The organism is Variovorax sp. IB41, from assembly GCF_016405905.1.
Taxonomy (GTDB): domain Bacteria; phylum Pseudomonadota; class Gammaproteobacteria; order Burkholderiales; family Burkholderiaceae_C; genus Variovorax.
In genome coordinates this window covers 18650-36768 of sequence record NZ_JAEFCB010000027.1, presented here as the reverse complement: position 1 = coordinate 36768, position 18119 = coordinate 18650, and the positions used below count along the sequence as shown (strand labels likewise).

The window sequence follows — 18119 nt, the reverse complement described above, 5'->3', positions numbered from 1 at the left end:
ACATGAAGGAACTGCCATGAACACACCACTCGCCACCACGCCCTCGGCGCTGGTCCATCCCTCGATCCACCCCGACGAGCGCGCCGCGCGCGAAGAGCTCGCGGCCTGCTACCGCGTCTTCGCGATGCTGGGCTGGGTCGAGATGATCTACAACCACATCACGGTGCGGCTGCCCGACAGCGTGACCGGTGGCGAGAAGCAGTTCCTCATCAATCCCTTCGGGCTGCACTACAGCGAGGTGACCGCCAGCAACCTCGTGAAGATCGACCTGCACGGCAAGGTGCTCGATGGCTCGTCGTACCCGGTGAACCCGGCCGGCTTCACGGTGCACGCGGCCATCCACGACGGCCTGCCCGGCGCGCACTGCGTGATGCACACGCACACCACGGCCGGCGTGGCCGTGGCGTGCTTCGAGGGCGGGCTGCAGCAGACCAATTTCTATACTGCGCAGCTGCACGGCATGGTGGCGTACCACGACTTCGAGGGCATCACGATCCATGCCGACGAAGGGCCCCGCCTGTTGAAGAGCATCGGCAACCGCAACGCGGTGATCCTGCGCAACCACGGCCTCCTGGCCTGGGGCCAGACGCTGCCGCAGACCTTCGCGATCCTGTGGACGCTGCAGCGCGCCTGCGAGATCCAGATGGCGACCTTCTCGATGGGCGCGGCCATTCCGGTGAGCGAGGAGATCGCGCAGCGCTGCACGCGCGACGCGCTGCAGTTCAGCCCCGCGCACGGCGCCGGGCAGGACGTGTTCAATGCGCTGGTGCGGCAAGTCGACCGCATCGATCCGGGGTACCGGAATTGAAGAAACTGAAAAGATCGAGGCGAGCATTCCCATGAAGATTTGTATTTACGGCGCCGGCGCGATCGGCGGCTGGATCGGTGCCGGCCTCGCGCAGGCCGGCGAACGGCTCAACGTGGTGGCGCGCGGCACGACGCTCCAGGTGCTGCAGCAGGACGGCCTCTCGCTGATGCGCGGCGACGTGCGCACGCGCGTGCCCGTCAACGCCGTGGCCGACCCCGAGGCGCTCGGCGTGCAGGACCTGGTGGTGATCGCCGTGAAGGCGCCCGCGCTGGCGGCCGTGGCCGAACGCATCGGGCCGCTGATCGGGCGCGACACCCTCGTGCTGGTCGCGATGAACGGCGTGCCGTGGTGGTTTCTCGAAGGCGGCTTCGGCGGCGAGATCACGGGCCACCGGCTCGCCGCGGTGGACCCCGACGGCGCGATCGCCAAGGCCATTCCGGCGCACAACGTGATCGGCTGCGTGGTGCACGCGAGCTGCTCGCTCGACGGGCCGGGCGTGGTGCGCCATCACTTCGGCAACGGGCTGATCGTCGGCGAGCCTTCGGGCGAGGCCACGCCGCGCGTGCAGGCGCTGGTCGAACTGCTGACCCGCGCGGGCATCAACACCACGCTGTCGCCGCAGATCCAGAAGGACGTGTGGTTCAAGCTCTGGGGCAACATGACGGTCAACCCCATCAGCGCGCTGACCGGTGCCACCACCGACCTCATCATGGGCGACGACTATGTGCGCGGCTTCATCTCGGCCGTGATGCTGGAGGCCAAGGAGATCGGCCGGCGCATCGGCATCGAGATCACGCAGAGCCCCGAAGACCGGCACGAGGTGACCAAGAAACTCGGCGCGTTCAAGACCTCGATGCTGCAGGACGTGGAAGCCGGGCGCTCGGTGGAACTCGATGCGCTGGTGACCGTGGTGCGCGAGCTGGGCGAACTGACCGGCGTGGCCACGCCGTTCACCGATGCGCTGCTGGGGCTGGCGCGCCTGCGCACGCGCCAACTCGGTCTGTACTGAGGCGCAGCGCGCTCAGGCCGCGCGTGCGAGCGCGACGGCCTCCTGCCTGGCCGCCGCGCGCGAGGCGGTGTCCACCTCCGCGCCGAGCAAGGTCTTCTCGACCACGACCGTGTCGACCTGCTTCACGCCGATGAAGCGCAACCAGGTCTCGATGTAGGGCTTCTGGAAATCCATCGCATGGGCCGATCCGCCGTCGCCCAGCGGATAGTCCAGGCCGCGCGCGCAGACCACCGTGGCCTTGGGCGTCGCGAGCATGCCCGACATGCCGTTGGCATCGAAGCGAAAGAGCACGTCCTTGTGCGTCACCAGGTCGATGAACTGCTTCAGCCGGTAGGGAATGCCGAAGTTCCACAGCGGCAGGGCCAGCAGGATGTGGTCGGCCGCGTGGAACGGCGCGGCCAGCCGCTCGATGTCTTCCCACGCCGTGCGCTGCGCCGCCGTCCGTTCCAGCCCCTGGATGCCCGCGTACTTGGCGTCCATCATGTCCTGCGAAAGCTCGGGCAGCGGCGAGCCCCAGAGATCGCGCACGGTGACCTTGCAGCCCGGGTGCCGAACCTGGGCCGCGTCGATGAATGCGCGGGCGACCTCGATGCTGGCGGAGCGCGACTTGCGTGGCGAGGCCTCGATGTAGAGAAGTTCCTTCATGGTGGCGGTTGCCTCGGATGTTGACGGGCCCGCAGGCTAAGCTGCGCCCGTTCACAAGACAATCAACATAATTCACAACCATTCAGCATCATCGGCACTGAAACCCATGCTCGACTCGATCCTCCTACGCACCTTCATCGCCGTGGCCGACCACGGCAGCGTCACCCGTGCCTCCGGGGTGCTGCACCTGACGCAATCGGCCGTCAGCGCCCAGGTCAAGCGGCTCGAGGAGCAGGCCGGCTGCCGCGTCTTCGAGCGCACCACGCGCTCGCTCGCGCTCACGCGCAAGGGCGCCATCCTGCTGAGCTACGCGCGCAGCATCATGACGCTGCAGGAGCAGGCGGTGCTCAGGATGGGCGCCTCGCGCAAGCCCGCGACGACGCTGCGCCTGGGCTGCTCCGAGGGCTTCGCGGGCGAATGGCTCTACGCCGCGCTCGCGGGCTTTCGGCAGTCACGCCCGGATATCCACGTGGAGGTGACCGGCGACATCAGCACCACGCTGGCGCGGCAGGTCGAACTGGGCGCGCTGGACCTCGTGGTGGGCGCGTTCTGCGATGCGCAGATGCAGGGCGAGACACTGTGGATCGAGCCGATGGTGTGGGCCTACGCCGAAAAATCGCTGCTCGATCCGGAGCTGCCCGTGCCCTTCGCCTTTCTCTCGGAGCCCTGCCCTTACCGCGAGGCCGCGCTGGCCTCGTTGCAGCGCCATGGCACGAACTGGCAGGTTGTGCTGACGGCGCACAGCGCCCGTGCGGTGGTGGAGGCGGCGTGCGCCGGGCTGGCCGTGACGGTGCTCACGCCATCGGCCATGCCGCCGGAACTGCGCCCGATTCCGGCGGGCGGCTTCCTGCCGGATCTGCCGCCCGCGCACTTCGCGATCCGGTTCATCGAGAGCAGGGCGACCGAGCCGCTGCGCGAGCTGGTCCAGCTGATTCGGGAGGCCTGCTTTCGCTGGCGGGGCGCGGCGGCTGCGCGCTGAAGCTTCGGTTGGAAAAGGCTCAGTGCGTCTTCAGCAGAACGCGCACCGCCTCGGGCAACGAATTGACCTGCGGCATGAAGTGGTCGAGCAGCGCGCCCAGGATCACGGCGGAGATCACCGCGCCCAGCAGCGGCTTCCAGGTGAGCCGCACTGCAGCCACAAGCCAGCCCTCGCGCGCCACGCGCACCGCGGCGCGCGCCGACACATACGAGAACGCCACCTCGATGGCCACGGCCAGGAGCGCGTCCCAGCTGAAATACAGCAGCACGAGCGAGCCCGCGCCAAAGAGCACCGCCACGCAGATCAGGAAGATGGCGACCACCGGCACGACGATGATCGCGCCTTCGTCGGATTCGCCCGCCAGTTCGAGCGCGCCGCCGGCCATGTCGGCCGCGCCGCCGAAGCCGGTGTTGCTCGCGCTGGCGGCCACATCCAATGCGAGGTCGGCCGCGTCGATAGCGTCGCCAACGCCCACATCGAGATCGACGCCCACCCCGTTCTCGACGAGCCGCCGCGCCCACCAGCGCAGCACCAGCAGATAGCCGAGGTACCCCACGCCCAGCGTGAGGCAGTAGCGCACCGCCAGCGAGTCCACATGCAGCAGGTGCATCTGCAGTGCCGACACGCCCCACATCAGCAGCAGCATGAAGGTGCCGATCAGGATGCCGTGCGTGCGCAGGCTGTGGCTGCGGTGCAGGTCGCGCTCGATCTGCGTTTCCCAAAGGCGCATGGAGCGCCAGTTGGAAAGGACCTTCATTGCTGCGTGTCTGGGTCGGCCTCGGCGGGCGCGAACGGCACGCGTTGCGCCACGGCGCACATGAGTTCGTAGCCGACGGTGCCCGCCGCCTGCGCGACTTCGTCGATGGACAGCACCGCGTCGGTGACCGTCGAGCGGCCCCACAGCGTGACCTCGCTGCCGAACTTCGCATCGGGCACGGGCGTGAGGTCCACGGTGATCATGTCCATGCTCACGCGGCCCACCATGCGGGTGCGCACGCCGTTCACCAGCACGGGCGTTCCGGTGTTGCAGTGGCGCGGATAGCCGTCGCCGTAGCCCACCGCGGCCACGCCGATGGTGAGCGGCCCCTCGGCCGTGAAGTTGGAGCCGTAGCCGATGGTGTCGCCGGCCTTGAGCGTCTGCACCGAGAGCAGTTTCGTGGAAAGCGTCATGGTGGGCTGCAGCTGCCAGTGCGCCGCGTCGTTCACCGGAAAGTCGGGCGCGCTGCCGTACAGGATGATGCCGGGGCGCACCCAGTCGCCGCGCGTCTGGTCGGGGTGACGCAGGGTGGCCGCGCTGTTGGCGATGGAGCGCTCGCCCGGCAGGTCGCGCGTCGCGCGCTCGAAGGCTTCGAGCTGGTGCGCGATGCCGCGGGCGCCATCGGCATCGCTGAAGTGCGTCATCAGCGAAATCTCGTCGACCTGCGTCAATGCATTGAGGCGCGTCCAGGCCGAGGCGAAGCGCTCAGGCGTGAAGCCCAGGCGGTTCATGCCCGAGTTCATCTTCAGGAAAACACGTTGCGGCTTGAGGGTCTTGTGCGCAGCGAGCATGTCGATCTGCTCGTCGCAATGCACGGTGTGCCAGAGGTCCAGGCGCGAGCACAGCTCCAGGTCGCGCGCATCGAACACGCCTTCGAGCAGCAGCACGGGGCCGCGCCAGCCCAGGGCGCGCACGCGCTCGGCCTCGGCCAGGTCGAGCAGCGCAAAGCCGTCGGCGCCGCGCAGGCCCTCGTAGACCCGCTCGATGCCATGGCCATAGGCGTTGGCCTTGACCACCGCCCAGACGCGGGCGTCCAGGGCCGAGCGACGAACGCGCTCCAGGTTGTTGCGAAGGGCTGCGGTGTGGACGGTGGCGAGAATGGGGCGCGGCATAGGTGCTCTGTGCGGGCTGCGATCGGACTGCAAACGGATGAAGGGCAAATTCAGACCACGTTTTAGCATTTCCGGGAATGGGGTCGAATACGGAAGGGATGCCCATTTGCGCGTCGTACCCCCATGCTATAACCGCCCATTCGCTCCGGACGCGACACTTTTTCACTACCGCCAGCAGACCCTCTGGCCAGCCAGCCCATCGATGAAGCGCGGTTTCTACACGATCATGTCGGCCCAGTTCTTTTCGTCGCTGGCCGACCAAGCGCTTTTCGTTGTTGCCGTCGATCTCATGCGAAGTTCGGGCGCCCCCGAATGGCAACGCGCGGCCCTGGTGCCGATCTTCGCGGTCTTCTATGTGGTGCTCGCGCCGCTGGTGGGCGCCTTCGCGGATGCGCTGCCCAAGGGCAAGGTGATGTTCATCAGCAATGCGATCAAGGTGATCGGCTGCCTGATGATGCTGTTCGGCTCGCACCCGCTCTTGTCGTACTCGATCGTGGGCCTGGGCGCGGCGGCGTATTCGCCGGCCAAGTACGGCATCCTCACCGAGCTGCTGCCCGCCTCCCAGCTGGTCAAGGCCAACGGCTGGATCGAGGGGCTCACCATCGCCTCCATCCTCCTGGGCATCGTGCTCGGCGGCACGCTGGTGGGCCATGCGGTCTCCAGCCACTTGCTGGCCTTCGATTTCCCGATGATCGACACCGGCATCGATTCGCCGGCCGAGGCCGCGATCTCGGTGCTGATCTTCGTCTACGCGCTGGCCGCCTGGTTCAACACGCGCATCCCGCACACGGGCGTGGAGATGCGCCCGCTGCGCTCCAATCCCGATCACAGCTTCGTGCGCAACATCGCCGCGTTGCTGCCCGACTTCTGGCATTGCAACGCGCGCCTGTGGCGCGACCGCCTCGGCCAGATCTCGCTGGCCACCACCACGCTCTTCTGGGGCGCGGGCGGCAACCTCAAGTACATCGTGCTCGCGTGGGCCTCGCTCGCGCTGGGCTACAACACGACGCAGGCCTCGGCGCTCACCGGCGTGGTGACCATCGGCACGGCCGTGGGCGCCATCGTGGCCTCGATGCGCATGCGGCTGGACATGGCCACCCGCGTGATCCCGATGGGCATCGCGATGGGCCTCATGGTCATCTGCATGAACTTCATCGGCAACGTGTGGCTCGCGGTGCCGTTCCTCATCATCCTGGGCGGCCTCGGCGGCTTCCTGGTGGTGCCGATGAATGCGCTGCTGCAGCACCGCGGCCACAACCTCATGGGCGCGGGCCGATCGATCGCGGTGCAGAACTTCAACGAGCAGGCCTGCATTCTTCTGTTGGGCGGCTTCTACAGCGTGTGCACGGGGCTGGGTCTCTCGGCCTACGGCGCGATCAGCGCCTTCGGCCTCGTGGTGGCGGGCTGCATGTGGCTCATCAAGCGCTGGCACGAGAACAACGTGAAGAAGTACCCGGAAGAAGTCGAGCACCTCCTTGCCATCGCCCGCAGCGACAAACATCACTGACCTTGCGCGACTGCGTTGGTGAGACGGCCGGCGCGCCGAGCGCCGAAGCCTTCATTTTTCCAACGCCACCATGCCCGCGCTCGCACTGATCTTCAACGCCTTCGTCTGGGGGCTGTCGTGGTTTCCCTTCCGGCACATCGAGCGGCACGGCCTGCATCCGGTGTGGACCACCTGCCTCATCTACCTGGCTATCACCTTCGTGATGGCGCTCGTGATGGCCCTCGTGCGCCGCCACGCATGGAAGGGCTTCGCGGCCTACCCGATGCTCGCGGTGCTGGGTCTGGCGGCCGGCTTCACCAACGTGGGCTTCAACTGGGCGGTGACGCAGGGCGACGTGGTGCGCGTGGTGCTGCTGTTCTACCTGATGCCGCTGTGGAGCGTGCTGCTGGGCTGGCTGCTCCTGGGCGAGCGGCCCACGGGCGGCGCGCTCGCGCGCGTGGCACTGGCGCTCACCGGCGTGGTGGTGGTGCTCAAGGCGCCGGGCACCGACTGGCCCGTGCCCTCGAGCCTGCCCGACTGGCTGGGCCTTGCGGCCGGCTTCGGCTTCGCGGTGACCAACATCGTGCTGCGCCACCTGCGGCAAGCCCCGGGCGAATCGCGCGCGCTCGCGATGTTCTGCGGCTGCACGTTCGTGGCGGGCGTCGCGGCGCTCGGCGGCACCGCGATCGGTGCCATCGCTTCGCCGCTGCAGGCCACGCCCGGCTGGCTCGGCTGGGCCGCGCTGCTGGGCACGGGCTTCGTCGTCGCCAACGTGTGCCTGCAGTACGGCGCGGCGCGCCTCGCGGCGAGCGCGACCTCGGTGATCATGCTGTCGGAGGTGCTGTTCGCCAGCGTCTCGTCGGTCGCGCTCGGCGCCTCCACGATGGACCCGCGCATCCTCGTGGGCGGCGCGCTGATCGTGCTGGGCGCCGTCTGGGCCGCGTTTGCGCGAACGCCCGCGCGGGGCGATGATCGCGCCTCTGCGTCCACCTGAGGAACACCCATCATGACCAGCGTCTACGACTTCGAGGCCAACCAGATCGACGGCAAGCCGGTGAAGCTCTCCGCCTTCAAGGGCAAGGTGCTGCTGATCGTCAACACCGCGAGCAAATGCGGCTTCACGCCGCAGTTCGCCGGGCTGGAGGCGCTGCACGAGAAGTACGCCGGCCAGGGCCTCGCGGTGCTGGGCTTTCCCTCGAACCAGTTCGGCGCGCAGGACCCGGGCACCAACGAGGAAATCGGGGCCTTCTGCACCAAGAACTACGGCGTGAGTTTTCCGATGATGGAGAAGATCGACGTCAACGGCAGCAACGCCGCGCCGCTCTACCAGTGGCTCACCAAGGAGAAGCCGGGCCTCCTGGGCCTGACGGCCATCAAGTGGAACTTCACCAAGTTCCTCGTCGGGCGCGACGGCACGGTACTCAAGCGCTATGCGCCGCTCGATACGCCCGCCTCGCTCACGCGCGATGTCGAGGCGGCGCTGGCGGCCGGCTGAAGGCCGACGGCTCTCTTCAGAACCGGAAGCTGGCGGTCTTCGCGCCGCCGCCCACCGTCACCGCCTGGCTCTTGGCCTGCCCGCCGGGCGTAGTGACATCGATGGTGTAGCGCCCGTCGGGGATGTCGATCAGGCACACCGGGCCGCCGGCGCGAAAGGCCATGGCGGCTGACGAGCCGGCATCGCCGCCCTTGATCGTGACATCCACGCTGGCCATGTAGGCGCCGTCGGCGCGCGCGAACAGCAGCGAGAGCGGATGCTCCTTCATCGCCGCGCGCATGGCGTTCGATTCGTCGGAGCCGATGCCGCCGCACACGTAGCGCGTGGGGCCGGCGCCCTGCCACGCGGGCATCGCGGACTGGGCGTGCGCCGCCATGGCACCGGCCACGCAAGCGCAGGCCAGCAGAACGCGTCGCAGCGGAAGTTGGGTAACGTGGGACATGGCACAGGCTCCTTGCAGATTCGGTGCCGCCATGATGCGCCGCCGATGCCCGCCGCGCGAGTCGGACCGCGCCCTGCGCTGCTGTGCGATCAGGCCCTACCCTCGCGCGCCGAGTGCGGCGTCCAGCAGCTCCACCCAGTGCCGCACCGGCGTCTCTGCGCTGCCGCTTTGCAGGTGCGTGATGCAGCCGATGTTGGCCGAGGCGATGACGGTGGGCTGCAGCTGCTTCAGGTGCCCCAGCTTGCGGTCGCGCAGCGGATAGGCCAGTTCGGGCTGCAACACCGAATACGTGCCCGCCGAACCGCAGCACAGGTGCGATTCGTTCATGGCCACGCGCACGTCGAAGCCGAGCGCCCGCAGGTGCGTCTCCACGCCGCCGCGCAGCTTCTGGCCGTGCTGCAGCGTGCAGGGCGGGTGGTAGGCGATTACGCCTTCGGGCGCGCGCACGCGGGCCTTCAATGCCGGCACGAGATCGGGCAGCAGCTCGCTCAGGTCGCGCGTCAGTTCGCTGATGCGCGCCGCCTTCGCCGCGTAGGCCGCATCGTGCTGCAGGATGTGACCGTACTCGCGCACGGTGACGCCGCAGCCCGAGGCGTTCATCACGATGGCCTCGACCTCGTTGCGCTCCACTCGCGGCCACCACGCATCGATGTTGGCGCGCATCTGCGCCTTGCCGCCCTCCTGGTCGTTGAGGTGGAACTTCACCGCGCCGCAGCAGCCGGCCTCCTTCGCGATCACAACCTGGATGCCCGCCGCATCGAGCACGCGCGCGGTGGCGCTGTTGATGTTGGGCATCATCGAGGGCTGCACGCAGCCCGCGAGCATCAGCACCTTGCGCGCATGCATGGCGGTGGGCCATGCACCGGCCTCCTGCTTGGCGGGCACCTTGGCCTTGAGCGCATCGGGCAGGAGGCCGCGCACCGACTGCCCGAGCTTCATCGCGGGGCCGAAGAGCGGCGACGGCAGTCCTTCCTTCAAGAGCCAGCGCGTGGCCGATTCCAGCGCGGGACGCGGCACCTTCTCATCGACGATCTTGCGGCCGATGTCCACGAGGTTGCCGTACTGCACGCCGCTCGGGCAGGTGCTCTCGCAGTTGCGGCAGGTCAGGCACCGGTCCAGGTGCAGCTGCGTGCTGCGCGTCGGCGCCTTGCCTTCGAGCACCTGCTTGATGAGGTAGATGCGCCCGCGCGGGCCGTCCAGCTCGTCGCCCAGCAGCTGGTAGGTCGGGCAGGTGGCCGTGCAGAAGCCGCAGTGAACGCACTTGCGCAGGATCGCTTCGGCCTCGCGGCCTTCGTCGGTGTCGCGGAATTCGGGGGCGAGTTCGGTTTGCATCGCGGGGTGTCGTCTCTTTTTATTCGTCTGCGAAAAGCCGGCCGCGGTTGAAGATGCGGTGCGGGTCGAACTCGCGCATCAGCGCGCGGTGGATGCGGGCGATGGGGGCGCTCATCGCATCGAAGCGGGGGACGTCCGAGGCCGATGTCCTGAACAGCGTGGCGTGTCCGCCCGCTGTGTGCGCGATCTCGCGGATGCGCGCGGCTCGATCTGGCGGCGCCTTGTACCAGCGCTGTCCGCCGTGCCACTCGATCAGCGGCGCGATGCCATCGATGGCGAGCACGGGCGCGGTCTGCGGCACCGAGAGGCGCCAGAGTGCATGCGGCCCGTTGGCCGTATCGAACCATGGCAACTGCTGATCGCGCAGCGCCTGCCAATCGGCGGCGGCGCGTGCGTTGTCCTTGCGCTCGCCGCCGAGGTGCGTGCATGCCGCTTCCACGGCCGCGACCGCGCCGCGCAGCCGAAGGTAGAGCGTGCCCGTACCGACGTTCTCGAACCAGCAGCTCGCATTCAGCGGCAGCGGCCGGCCGCCCCATTCGTTGAGCAGCCGCAGCGCATCGGCCTGGCCGCAGGCGAATTCGAGCGTGGCCTCGGCGGGCGCGACGGGCAGCACCTTGAGGCTCACCTCGGCGATCAAACCGAGCGTGCCGAGCGAGCCGGCGAGCACGCGCGAGACGTCGTAGCCCGCGACGTTCTTCATCACCTGTCCGCCGAAGCTCAGCACTTCTGCGCGGCCGTTGACGAGCGTGGCGCCGAGCACGTAGTCGCGCACCGCACCCACGCTGGCGCGCGCGGGGCCGCTCAAGCCTGCGGCGACCATGCCGCCCACCGTGCCGCCGCTGCTGCCGAAGTGCGGCGGCTCGAAGGGCAGGCACTGCCCCTTCTCTGCCAGCGCGGCTTCGAGTTCGGCGAGCGGCGTGCCGGCGCGCACGGTGACGACGAGCTCGCTCGGCTCGTAGCTCGTGATGCCTGTGAGCGCGGTGGTGTCGAGGATGTCGCCTTGCAGCGCCTCGCCGTAGAAATCCTTGGTGCCGCCGCCGCGAATGCAAAGCGGCGCGGCATCGGCCGCCGCGGCGCGAATGCGCTCGACGATCTGTTTGAGAGCTGAATCCATGGTCTCTTTTTTTTGTTCTCGTCGTTCTCAGAAGCGCGGCAGATCCGGATGCGGCAACTGCCCGCCGCGCACCACCTGCTTGCCGTACTCGGCACAGCGCTGCAGCGTCGGAATCACCTTGCCCGGATTGAGCAGCCCGGCCGGATCGAACGCGCGCTTCACGCCGAACATCTGCTCGTTCTCGCCGGCGGTGAACTGCACGCACATGCTGTTGAGCTTCTCCACGCCCACGCCGTGCTCGCCCGACACCGTGCCGCCCATCGCGACGCTGGTCTCAAGGATGTCGGCGCCGAAGAGCTCGCAGCGGTGCAGCTCGTCGGGGTCGTTCGCATCGAACAGCACCAGCGGGTGCAGGTTGCCGTCGCCCGCGTGGAACACGTTGCAGCAGCGCAAGTTGTATTTCTTTTCCATCTCCTGGATCGCGAGCAGGATGTCCGCCAGGCGCTTGCGCGGGATGGTCGAATCCAGGCACATGTAGTCGGGGCTGATGCGGCCCGACGCCGGAAAGGCGTTCTTGCGGCCGCTCCAGAATTTCATGCGCTCGTCTTCGCTGTTGCTCACCGCGATGGCGGTGGCGCCGCAGCCGCGCAGCACGGCGGTCATGCGGCCGATTTCTTCTTCGACCTCTTCGGGCGTGCCGTCGGATTCGCACAGCAGGATCGCCGCCGCGTCGAGGTCGTAGCCCGCGCGCACGAAGTCCTCGACGGCGGCGGTCATGGGCTTGTCCATCATCTCCAGGCCCGCGGGAATGATGCCGGCCGCGATCACCGCCGCGACCGCATCGCCGGCTTTGCGCACGTCGTCGAAACTGGCCATGATGCAGCGCGCGAGCTGCGGCTTGGGCACGAGCTTGACGGTGACCTCGGTGGTCACGGCCAGCATGCCCTCACTGCCGATGACCAGCGCGAGCAGGTCCAGGCCCGGCGCATCGAGCGCCTCGCCGCCGAATTCGATCGCCTCGCCCTCTGCGGTGAAACCGCGCACGCGCAGCACGTTGTGCAGCGTGAGGCCGTACTTCAGGCAATGCACGCCGCCCGAGTTCTCGGCCACGTTGCCGCCGATCGTGCAGGCGATCTGGCTCGAGGGATCGGGGGCGTAGTAGAGGTTGAACGGCGCGGCCGCCTCGCTGATCGCGAGGTTGCGCACGCCGCACTGCACGACCGCCGTGCGGCTCACCGGATCGATCTTCAGGATGCGGTTGAACTTGGCCAGCGACAGCGTCACGCCCAGCGCATGCGGCATCGCGCCGCCCGAGAGCCCGGTGCCCGCGCCGCGCGCCACCACGGGCACGCCCAACTGGTGGCAGGTCTTGAGCACGGCCGCGACCTGCGCCTCGGTCTCGGGCAACGCCACGACGAGCGGCCGCTGCCGGTAGGCGGTGAGGCCGTCGCACTCGTAGGGCGTGGTGTCCTCGGCGTGCCAGATCAGCGCATGCGCGGGCAGGTGCGCCTGCAGCGCGCGCACGACCTGCGACTGGCGCTCCGTTTTCTGTAGCGAGCCGTGCTGGACGGCGGTGAGCGGCGCATTCATGCGGCGGCCTCGTCTTTCTCTTGTTCTGGCGGGATGTCTCGTGGTGTACCGCACTCTACGGAAATGCGGCGGCGCCGGGTTGAAGCTTTTTCGCGCGGCGCTTGAGAGAACTTCGCCGGCGAGCCGGGCTGGTCAGCGCAGGCTCTGCGCGAGCCAGTCGACGAAGGCCGCGCACTCCCAGCGCTCCAGCGTGCCGGGCTGCCAGCAGATGGTGTGCCGGTGCGGCGACGGCACGGCCCGGTCGGACAGCGCCACGAGCCGCCCCGATTCAAACCACGCGGCGCCCATCTTCTGGCGCACCAGCGCCACGCCGAAGCCGCTCGCGGCCGCGTCGTAGACGAGCCCCAGGTCATTGAACTGCGAGCCGACGTGCGGCTCGGGCTGGTCGATGCCGCAGTGCGCGAACCACGTGCCCCAAGGTTCGAGCGGACTGCGGATGAGCCGCGCGCTCGCGATCTCGGCCGCGGTGCGAAAGCCATCGAACGGGCCGAACTCGTTGAGGTAGCTCGGGCTGCAGGCGGGCACCACTTCTTCTTCGAGCAGCAGGCGGTGCTCGCAGTCGGCATACGCGCCGGTGCCGTAGCGCACTTCAAGATCGGCCTGCTCGGCCGTCACGTCGAGCAGCGGGATCGACACCTGCAGCACGAGTTCGATGTCCGGATAGATGTTGCGGAACAGCTCGAGCCTGGGCATCAGGAACTGGCGGCTGAAGGTGGGTGTGACGGCAATGCGCAGGCGCGTGGCGCGCGGTGCGGCGTTCGCGAGCGGCGTGGCCTGCAATGCGGCGAGGCCGGTGCGCACGTTCGCAAGATAGGCGGCGCCGTCGGCCGTCAGGCTGAAGTCGCTGCGGCCGAAGAGCTTGAAGCCGACGTGCGCTTCGAGTTGGCGGATGCGGTGGCTCACGGCGCTGGGGGTGACGCACAGTTCATCGGCTGCGCGGCTTGCGTTTCGCAAACGCGCCACGGCCTCGAAGGTGAGCAGGCACTGAATGGGTGGGATGTGTTGAAGGACCATGGGTCTACGCTCGGGCCTCTTGTTCAGGGCGCGTGCACAGGCCACCGGGTACTCCCCTCCGCGAATGTCCCCCGGCCTGCGGCCTCCTCCTTGATTTCGCTGCGGGGAGCACCCGATGCCCTGCGCACGCCGAGCGCTGTCGTGGTGCTGGCCGATCAGCGACTGCACTGGAAAACGAGCACGCCGATGGGGTGCCTTGCGCAGCGAAATCAAGGAGGAGCCGAAGGCGGGGGACATTCGCGGAGCAAGGCACCCCGTCGGCGTGATCGCGCCCTGAACGCCCCACTTCAGTCCTCGAAGAAATTGACAGGCAAGCCTGGCGTATCGACGCGCATCGAGATCACCGTGCCCGATGCCGGCAGCCGTTCGATCTCCGCGGCGGGACGCCCTTTGCGGCCGCTCGTGACGAAGAGCGTCTTGAGGTCATCGCCGCCGAAGCACGGCATCGTCGGGCATTGCACGGGCACAGGCACCGATGCCACGATGTCACCGGACGGCGCGAAGCGCAACAGCTGCGCGCCTTCGAACATCGCGACCCAGTAGTGCCCTTCTGCATCGACCGTCGCACCATCGGGGCGGCCTTCGTAGCGAACGGACGAATCGGGTGTCCAGCCTTCGGGCTTGGCGTCGAACTGGTGGAACACGCGGGCGTGCGAGAGCGCGTTGGCCTCGGCGTCCCAGTCCCATGCGCAGACCACGTGCGCGGCGGTGTCGGCCCAGTACAGGGTGCGCGCATCGGGGGAGAACGCGAGGCCGTTGGCGGTGGTGGACTCGTTGGCCATCTGCGAGAGCGTGGGCGAGATATCGGTGCCGGGGCGCGCATCGAAGCAATAGAGCGCGGCGTTGGCGCGGTCTTTCGCCTCGTTGAGCGAGCCGCCCCAGAACCGGCCGAGCGGATCGCACTTGCCGTCGTTGAAGCGCATGGTGCGCACGTCGTGTTCCACGCGCGCCATCGCGACCAGCTCGCCGCCCCATTCGCGCGCGCGGTAGATGCCGTCGCGCAGCGCGATCACGAGGCCGCCGCTTCGGGCCGGCGCCATGCAGCCGGGCTCGGTGGACAGGGCCCATCGCTCGACGGTGGCGGATGGCGTTCCGATCTCGCCGCGCGTTCGCAACACGGCGCGGCCGGGGATGTCGATCCAGTAGAGGGCGCGTTCTTCAGGGTGCCAGAACGGCGATTCGCCGAGCGCGCAGAGGCTGTCTTCGAGGGAGGTCCACATGGTGTGGCGATTGTGCCCCTCGCGATGGCGGCGACGGGCAAAAAAAAGCCCGCTGGCGCCGGAGCGCTCGCGGGCTGAACATCCAAAGGAGACCTCGCTTGAAAAACTCGTTACGAAGAATTGTTCTTGTGAAAAAAGAGGATGGTGGTCATCCGGCCGGGGAGCCCCGAAGGGCGTCCCCGTGGGGAATCAACGGTTGTATGCAGTTTCGCCGTGGGCGGAGATGTCGAGGCCTTCGCGCTCTTCTTCTTCCGACACACGCAGGCCGATGGTGAGGTCGGCGATCTTGAAGGCGATGAAGGCCACCACACCGGACCAGACGATGGTCAGCAGCACGCCCTTCAGCTGGATCCAGACCTGGGCACCGATGCCGTTGGACACGACGCTGGCCGTGACCCAGTCGCCCACGAGGCCGGGGCCGCCGAGCGCCTGGGTGTTGAACACGCCGGTGAGCAGCGCGCCGACGATGCCGCCGACACCGTGCACGCCGAACACGTCCAGCGAGTCGTCCGCGCCGAGCAGCTTCTTGAGACCGTTGACGCCCCAGAGGCAGGCGAAGCCGGCGATGAAACCGATCACGAGGGCGCCCATCAGGCCGACGTTGCCGGCGGCCGGGGTGATGGCCACGAGGCCTGCAACGGCACCCGAGGCGGCACCCAGCATCGAGGCCTTGCCGCGCATCAGCGCTTCACCGATGCACCATGCGAGCACGGCGGCGGCGGTGGCCGAGAAGGTGTTCATGAAGGCGAGCACGGCGCTGGTGCCCGCTTCCAGGGCCGAGCCTGCGTTGAAGCCGAACCAGCCGACCCACAGCAGCGAGGCGCCGACCATGGTGAGCGTGAGCGAGTGCGGCGTGAAGGCTTCCTTGCCGTAACCGACGCGCTTGCCGATCACGAAGGCACCCACGAGGCCGGCGACGGCTGCGTTGATGTGCACCACGGTGCCGCCTGCGAAGTCCAGCGCGCCCCACTGCCAGATCAGGCCGGCCTTGGCGTTGTTGGCGTCCACCACGTTGGCGGCGGTGTAGGCGTCCGGGCCCATCCAGAACCAGACCATGTGGGCCAGCGGTGCGTAGCTGAAGGTGAACCAGATCACCATGAACAGCAGCACGGCCGAGAACTTGGCGCGCTCGGCGAAGGCACCCACGATCAGGCAGCAGGTGATGCCGGCGAACGTGGCCTGGAAGGCGGCGAACAGCAGCTCGGGGATGTAGACGCCCTTGCTGAAGGTCGCGCCGGGTGCGAAGACGCCGGTGGCCGGATCGAAGATCCCCTTCATGAAGAGCCGGTCGAATCCGCCGAAGAAGGCGTTCCCCTCGGTGAACGCGAGGCTGTAGCCATAGATGAGCCACAGCACCACGATCAGCGAGAAGGTGACCATCACCTGCATCAGCACCGACAGCATGTTCTTGCTGCGCACGAGGCCGCCGTAGAACAGGGCCAGGCCCGGGATGGTCATCATGATCACGAGCAGCGTGGACAGCATCATCCAGCTGGTGTCGCCCTTGTTGAAGGACGGCGCGGGCGCTGCGGCGGGTGCGGCTTCAGCGGCAGCGGGTGCTGCTGCAGCAGCAGCGGGCGCAGCAGCAGCCGGGGCGGCCGCGGGCGCTGCTGCAGCAGGCGCCGATGCGGCGGGCGCTTCAGCAGGTGCGGCGGGAGTTTGCGCAAAGCCGGTCGTGCCGGCGGCGAGAACGCTCAAGCCGAGCGCAAGAGAGACAAGCAGTTTTTTCATAGTCGTTGTTCTTTCGGGCCAGACTCGATCAGAGGGCTTCGCGGCCCGTTTCGCCGGTGCGGATGCGTACGACCTGTTCGAGGTTGTAGACAAAGATTTTTCCGTCGCCGATCTTGCCGGTGCGGGCAGCACCTTCGACGGCTTCGATCACGCGATCGACCAGGTCGTCGGAGACGGCCGCTTCGATCTTGACCTTGGGCAGGAAGTCGACCACGTACTCCGCGCCGCGGTAGAGCTCGGTGTGGCCCTTCTGGCGGCCGAACCCCTTCACTTCGGTGACGGTGATCCCCTGCACGCCGATCGCCGAGAGTGCTTCACGCACCTCGTCGAGCTTGAACGGTTTGATGATGGCTGTGACCAGCTTCATGTGAACTTCTCCTTTGGATGGAAATGAAATGGTGCGGCAACTTGGGCCGCACCTCGTTGTTTTATTTAGAGCGTCTTCGTCAGCGTGAGGATGAAGCGCGCCTTGTTCGGCGAGTAGTACGTGGTGCCGAAGGTGCCGAAGTCGGGGATGTCGATGCCCGGGTTCGCGACGACCTGGTAGTTGGTCTTCTTGTTGGCGCCCTGCACCGAGCCGGTGAGCGACAGGCCGTTGCCGAAGTCATACGAGGCGCCGACGTTGTAGTCCACGTAGCTCTTGTAGCCGAGGCTCCGGATGTCGCTGGACATGTTCGTGAAGCCAACGGCCGCCTTCAGCGTGACCTTGGGCACGATTTCCTTGCTGTACGCCAGGTTCAGGTAGCCGGTGTTGCGGCCCTTCAGGCCCGAGCCGGCCTTGTTGCCGGCGTAGCCGAAGTAGTCCTTGGAAACCGTGTGCGAGTACTTGGCGGTGAACGAGCCGAAGGTTTCGTTGGCGTAGGTGGCGCCCAGGTACAGCTCGGTCGTGTTGCCCGCGGAGTTGCCCGGGTAGATGTAGGTCAGGGCACCGACGTCCATGTCGATCGGGCCGGCCTTGAACTTGTAGCCGCCGTACAGGTCGGTCTCGATGCTGTTGCCCTTGAGCCAGTTGACGCTGGAGTTCCAGTTGCCCACGTAGAAGCCGCTGTCGCCGAAGGCGTAGTCGAAGCCGCCTTGAACGGCGGGCTTAAGGCCCCGGGTCTTGGCGTAGTCGTTGCGGCCGATCATGTCCTGGTCCTGGCCGCGGAACTTGTAGTTCGTGGTCAGCGAGATATTGCCGGTCAGCGAGGGCGCCGGGGCGGGCGCCGGGTCTGCCGGTGCCGTCTGCGCCAGGGCGGCGCCCGACGCGGTCAATGCAGTGGCCAGAACGATCAGCGCCTGGACGGCGGAACGGTGCGTCATCGGGAAACTCCTCGCAAGTAAGAAAGTGTTGTGGGACCTGAACACCCTCAAAGCAGGGAGCGTGCCAAAGTGCACGAATACGGCCGCCCGAGAGGGAACGGGCGCCCGCCGATGAGCGCCAATTCGTTACAAGGAATGTTTCG

18 protein-coding genes are annotated in these 18119 nt (G+C 67.8%); 6 read left to right on the top strand and 12 right to left on the bottom strand.

Annotation, left to right across the window (positions count from 1 at the left end):
- The first annotated feature begins 16 nt into the window (after window positions 1–16).
- Window positions 17–808 (top strand): class II aldolase/adducin family protein, encoded by a 792-nt coding sequence (locus tag JC881_RS29610; protein WP_198789361.1) that lies wholly within the window; start codon window positions 17–19, stop codon window positions 806–808.
- A gap of 31 nt (window positions 809–839) precedes the next feature.
- The gene (locus JC881_RS29605; RefSeq protein WP_198789360.1) at window positions 840–1817 is read left to right on the top strand and encodes a 2-dehydropantoate 2-reductase; all 978 of its coding nucleotides are present in this window, start codon (window positions 840–842) and stop codon (window positions 1815–1817) included.
- 12 nt (window positions 1818–1829) lie between these two features.
- Here the strand turns inward: JC881_RS29605 and JC881_RS29600 are convergent, their stop codons facing one another.
- A complete protein-coding gene (locus JC881_RS29600) occupies window positions 1830–2462 on the bottom strand; it encodes an FMN-dependent NADH-azoreductase (RefSeq protein WP_198789359.1) in 633 nt (210 codons plus the stop codon).
- 106 nt (window positions 2463–2568) lie between these two features.
- Here JC881_RS29600 and JC881_RS29595 point away from each other — a divergent pair, with 106 nt between their 5' ends.
- Window positions 2569–3441 (top strand): LysR family transcriptional regulator, encoded by an 873-nt coding sequence (locus tag JC881_RS29595; protein ID WP_198789358.1) that lies wholly within the window; start codon window positions 2569–2571, stop codon window positions 3439–3441.
- A 19-nt stretch (window positions 3442–3460) separates the two neighbouring features.
- Here JC881_RS29595 and JC881_RS29590 read toward each other — a convergent pair whose 3' ends face one another.
- Both JC881_RS29590 and alr read right to left on the bottom strand, forming a co-directional pair.
- Window positions 3461–4198, bottom strand: coding sequence for a hypothetical protein (locus tag JC881_RS29590; protein WP_198789357.1), 738 nt, complete (start codon window positions 4196–4198; stop codon window positions 3461–3463).
- The gene (gene alr, locus JC881_RS29585) at window positions 4195–5310 is read right to left on the bottom strand and encodes an alanine racemase (RefSeq protein ID WP_198789356.1); all 1116 of its coding nucleotides are present in this window, start codon (window positions 5308–5310) and stop codon (window positions 4195–4197) included. The genes JC881_RS29590 and alr overlap by 4 nt, the downstream gene beginning before the upstream one ends.
- Window positions 5311–5512: 202 nt before the next feature.
- On the opposite strand from alr, the gene lplT reads away from it, so the two are divergent.
- The 3 genes from lplT (at window position 5513) to JC881_RS29570 (ending at window position 8291) form a co-directional block, all read left to right on the top strand.
- Complete coding sequence (gene lplT / locus JC881_RS29580; RefSeq protein ID WP_198789355.1) at window positions 5513–6817, top strand: lysophospholipid transporter LplT; 1305 nt, start codon at window positions 5513–5515, stop codon at window positions 6815–6817.
- Window positions 6818–6887: 70 nt separating this feature from the next.
- Window positions 6888–7790: a DMT family transporter gene (locus tag JC881_RS29575; RefSeq protein WP_198789354.1), complete on the top strand. Its 903-nt coding sequence runs from the start codon at window positions 6888–6890 to the stop codon at window positions 7788–7790.
- Window positions 7791–7802: 12 nt separating this feature from the next.
- Entirely contained in the window at window positions 7803–8291 is a 489-nt protein-coding gene (locus JC881_RS29570; RefSeq protein WP_198789353.1) for a glutathione peroxidase, read from the top strand.
- A gap of 16 nt (window positions 8292–8307) precedes the next feature.
- Here JC881_RS29570 and JC881_RS29565 read toward each other — a convergent pair whose 3' ends face one another.
- The 9 genes from JC881_RS29565 to JC881_RS29525 form a co-directional block, all read right to left on the bottom strand.
- A complete protein-coding gene (locus JC881_RS29565) occupies window positions 8308–8733 on the bottom strand; it encodes a carboxypeptidase regulatory-like domain-containing protein (RefSeq protein WP_198789352.1) in 426 nt (141 codons plus the stop codon).
- A gap of 96 nt (window positions 8734–8829) precedes the next feature.
- Window positions 8830–10065 (bottom strand): glycolate oxidase subunit GlcF, encoded by a 1236-nt coding sequence (gene glcF, locus JC881_RS29560; protein ID WP_198789351.1) that lies wholly within the window; start codon window positions 10063–10065, stop codon window positions 8830–8832.
- Between the two features lie 19 nt (window positions 10066–10084).
- Entirely contained in the window at window positions 10085–11179 is a 1095-nt protein-coding gene (glcE, locus tag JC881_RS29555; protein ID WP_198789350.1) for a glycolate oxidase subunit GlcE, read from the bottom strand.
- A gap of 27 nt (window positions 11180–11206) precedes the next feature.
- Complete coding sequence (locus JC881_RS29550; protein WP_198789349.1) at window positions 11207–12709, bottom strand: FAD-linked oxidase C-terminal domain-containing protein; 1503 nt, start codon at window positions 12707–12709, stop codon at window positions 11207–11209.
- Between the two features lie 132 nt (window positions 12710–12841).
- Complete coding sequence (locus JC881_RS29545) at window positions 12842–13723, bottom strand: LysR substrate-binding domain-containing protein (protein WP_198789348.1); 882 nt, start codon at window positions 13721–13723, stop codon at window positions 12842–12844.
- A gap of 287 nt (window positions 13724–14010) precedes the next feature.
- Window positions 14011–14943, bottom strand: a complete 933-nt coding sequence (locus JC881_RS29540) for an SMP-30/gluconolactonase/LRE family protein (RefSeq protein ID WP_198789347.1) — start codon at window positions 14941–14943, stop codon at window positions 14011–14013.
- A 189-nt stretch (window positions 14944–15132) separates the two neighbouring features.
- Window positions 15133–16674 (bottom strand): ammonium transporter, encoded by a 1542-nt coding sequence (locus JC881_RS29535; RefSeq protein WP_198789346.1) that lies wholly within the window; start codon window positions 16672–16674, stop codon window positions 15133–15135.
- A 28-nt stretch (window positions 16675–16702) separates the two neighbouring features.
- Window positions 16703–17041 (bottom strand): P-II family nitrogen regulator, encoded by a 339-nt coding sequence (gene glnK / locus JC881_RS29530; protein WP_007833403.1) that lies wholly within the window; start codon window positions 17039–17041, stop codon window positions 16703–16705.
- A 65-nt stretch (window positions 17042–17106) separates the two neighbouring features.
- Window positions 17107–17976 carry a TorF family putative porin gene (locus JC881_RS29525; RefSeq protein WP_198789345.1) on the bottom strand — a complete coding sequence of 290 codons (870 nt, stop codon included), beginning with the start codon at window positions 17974–17976 and terminating at the stop codon, window positions 17107–17109.
- Window positions 17977–18119: the final 143 nt, after the last annotated feature.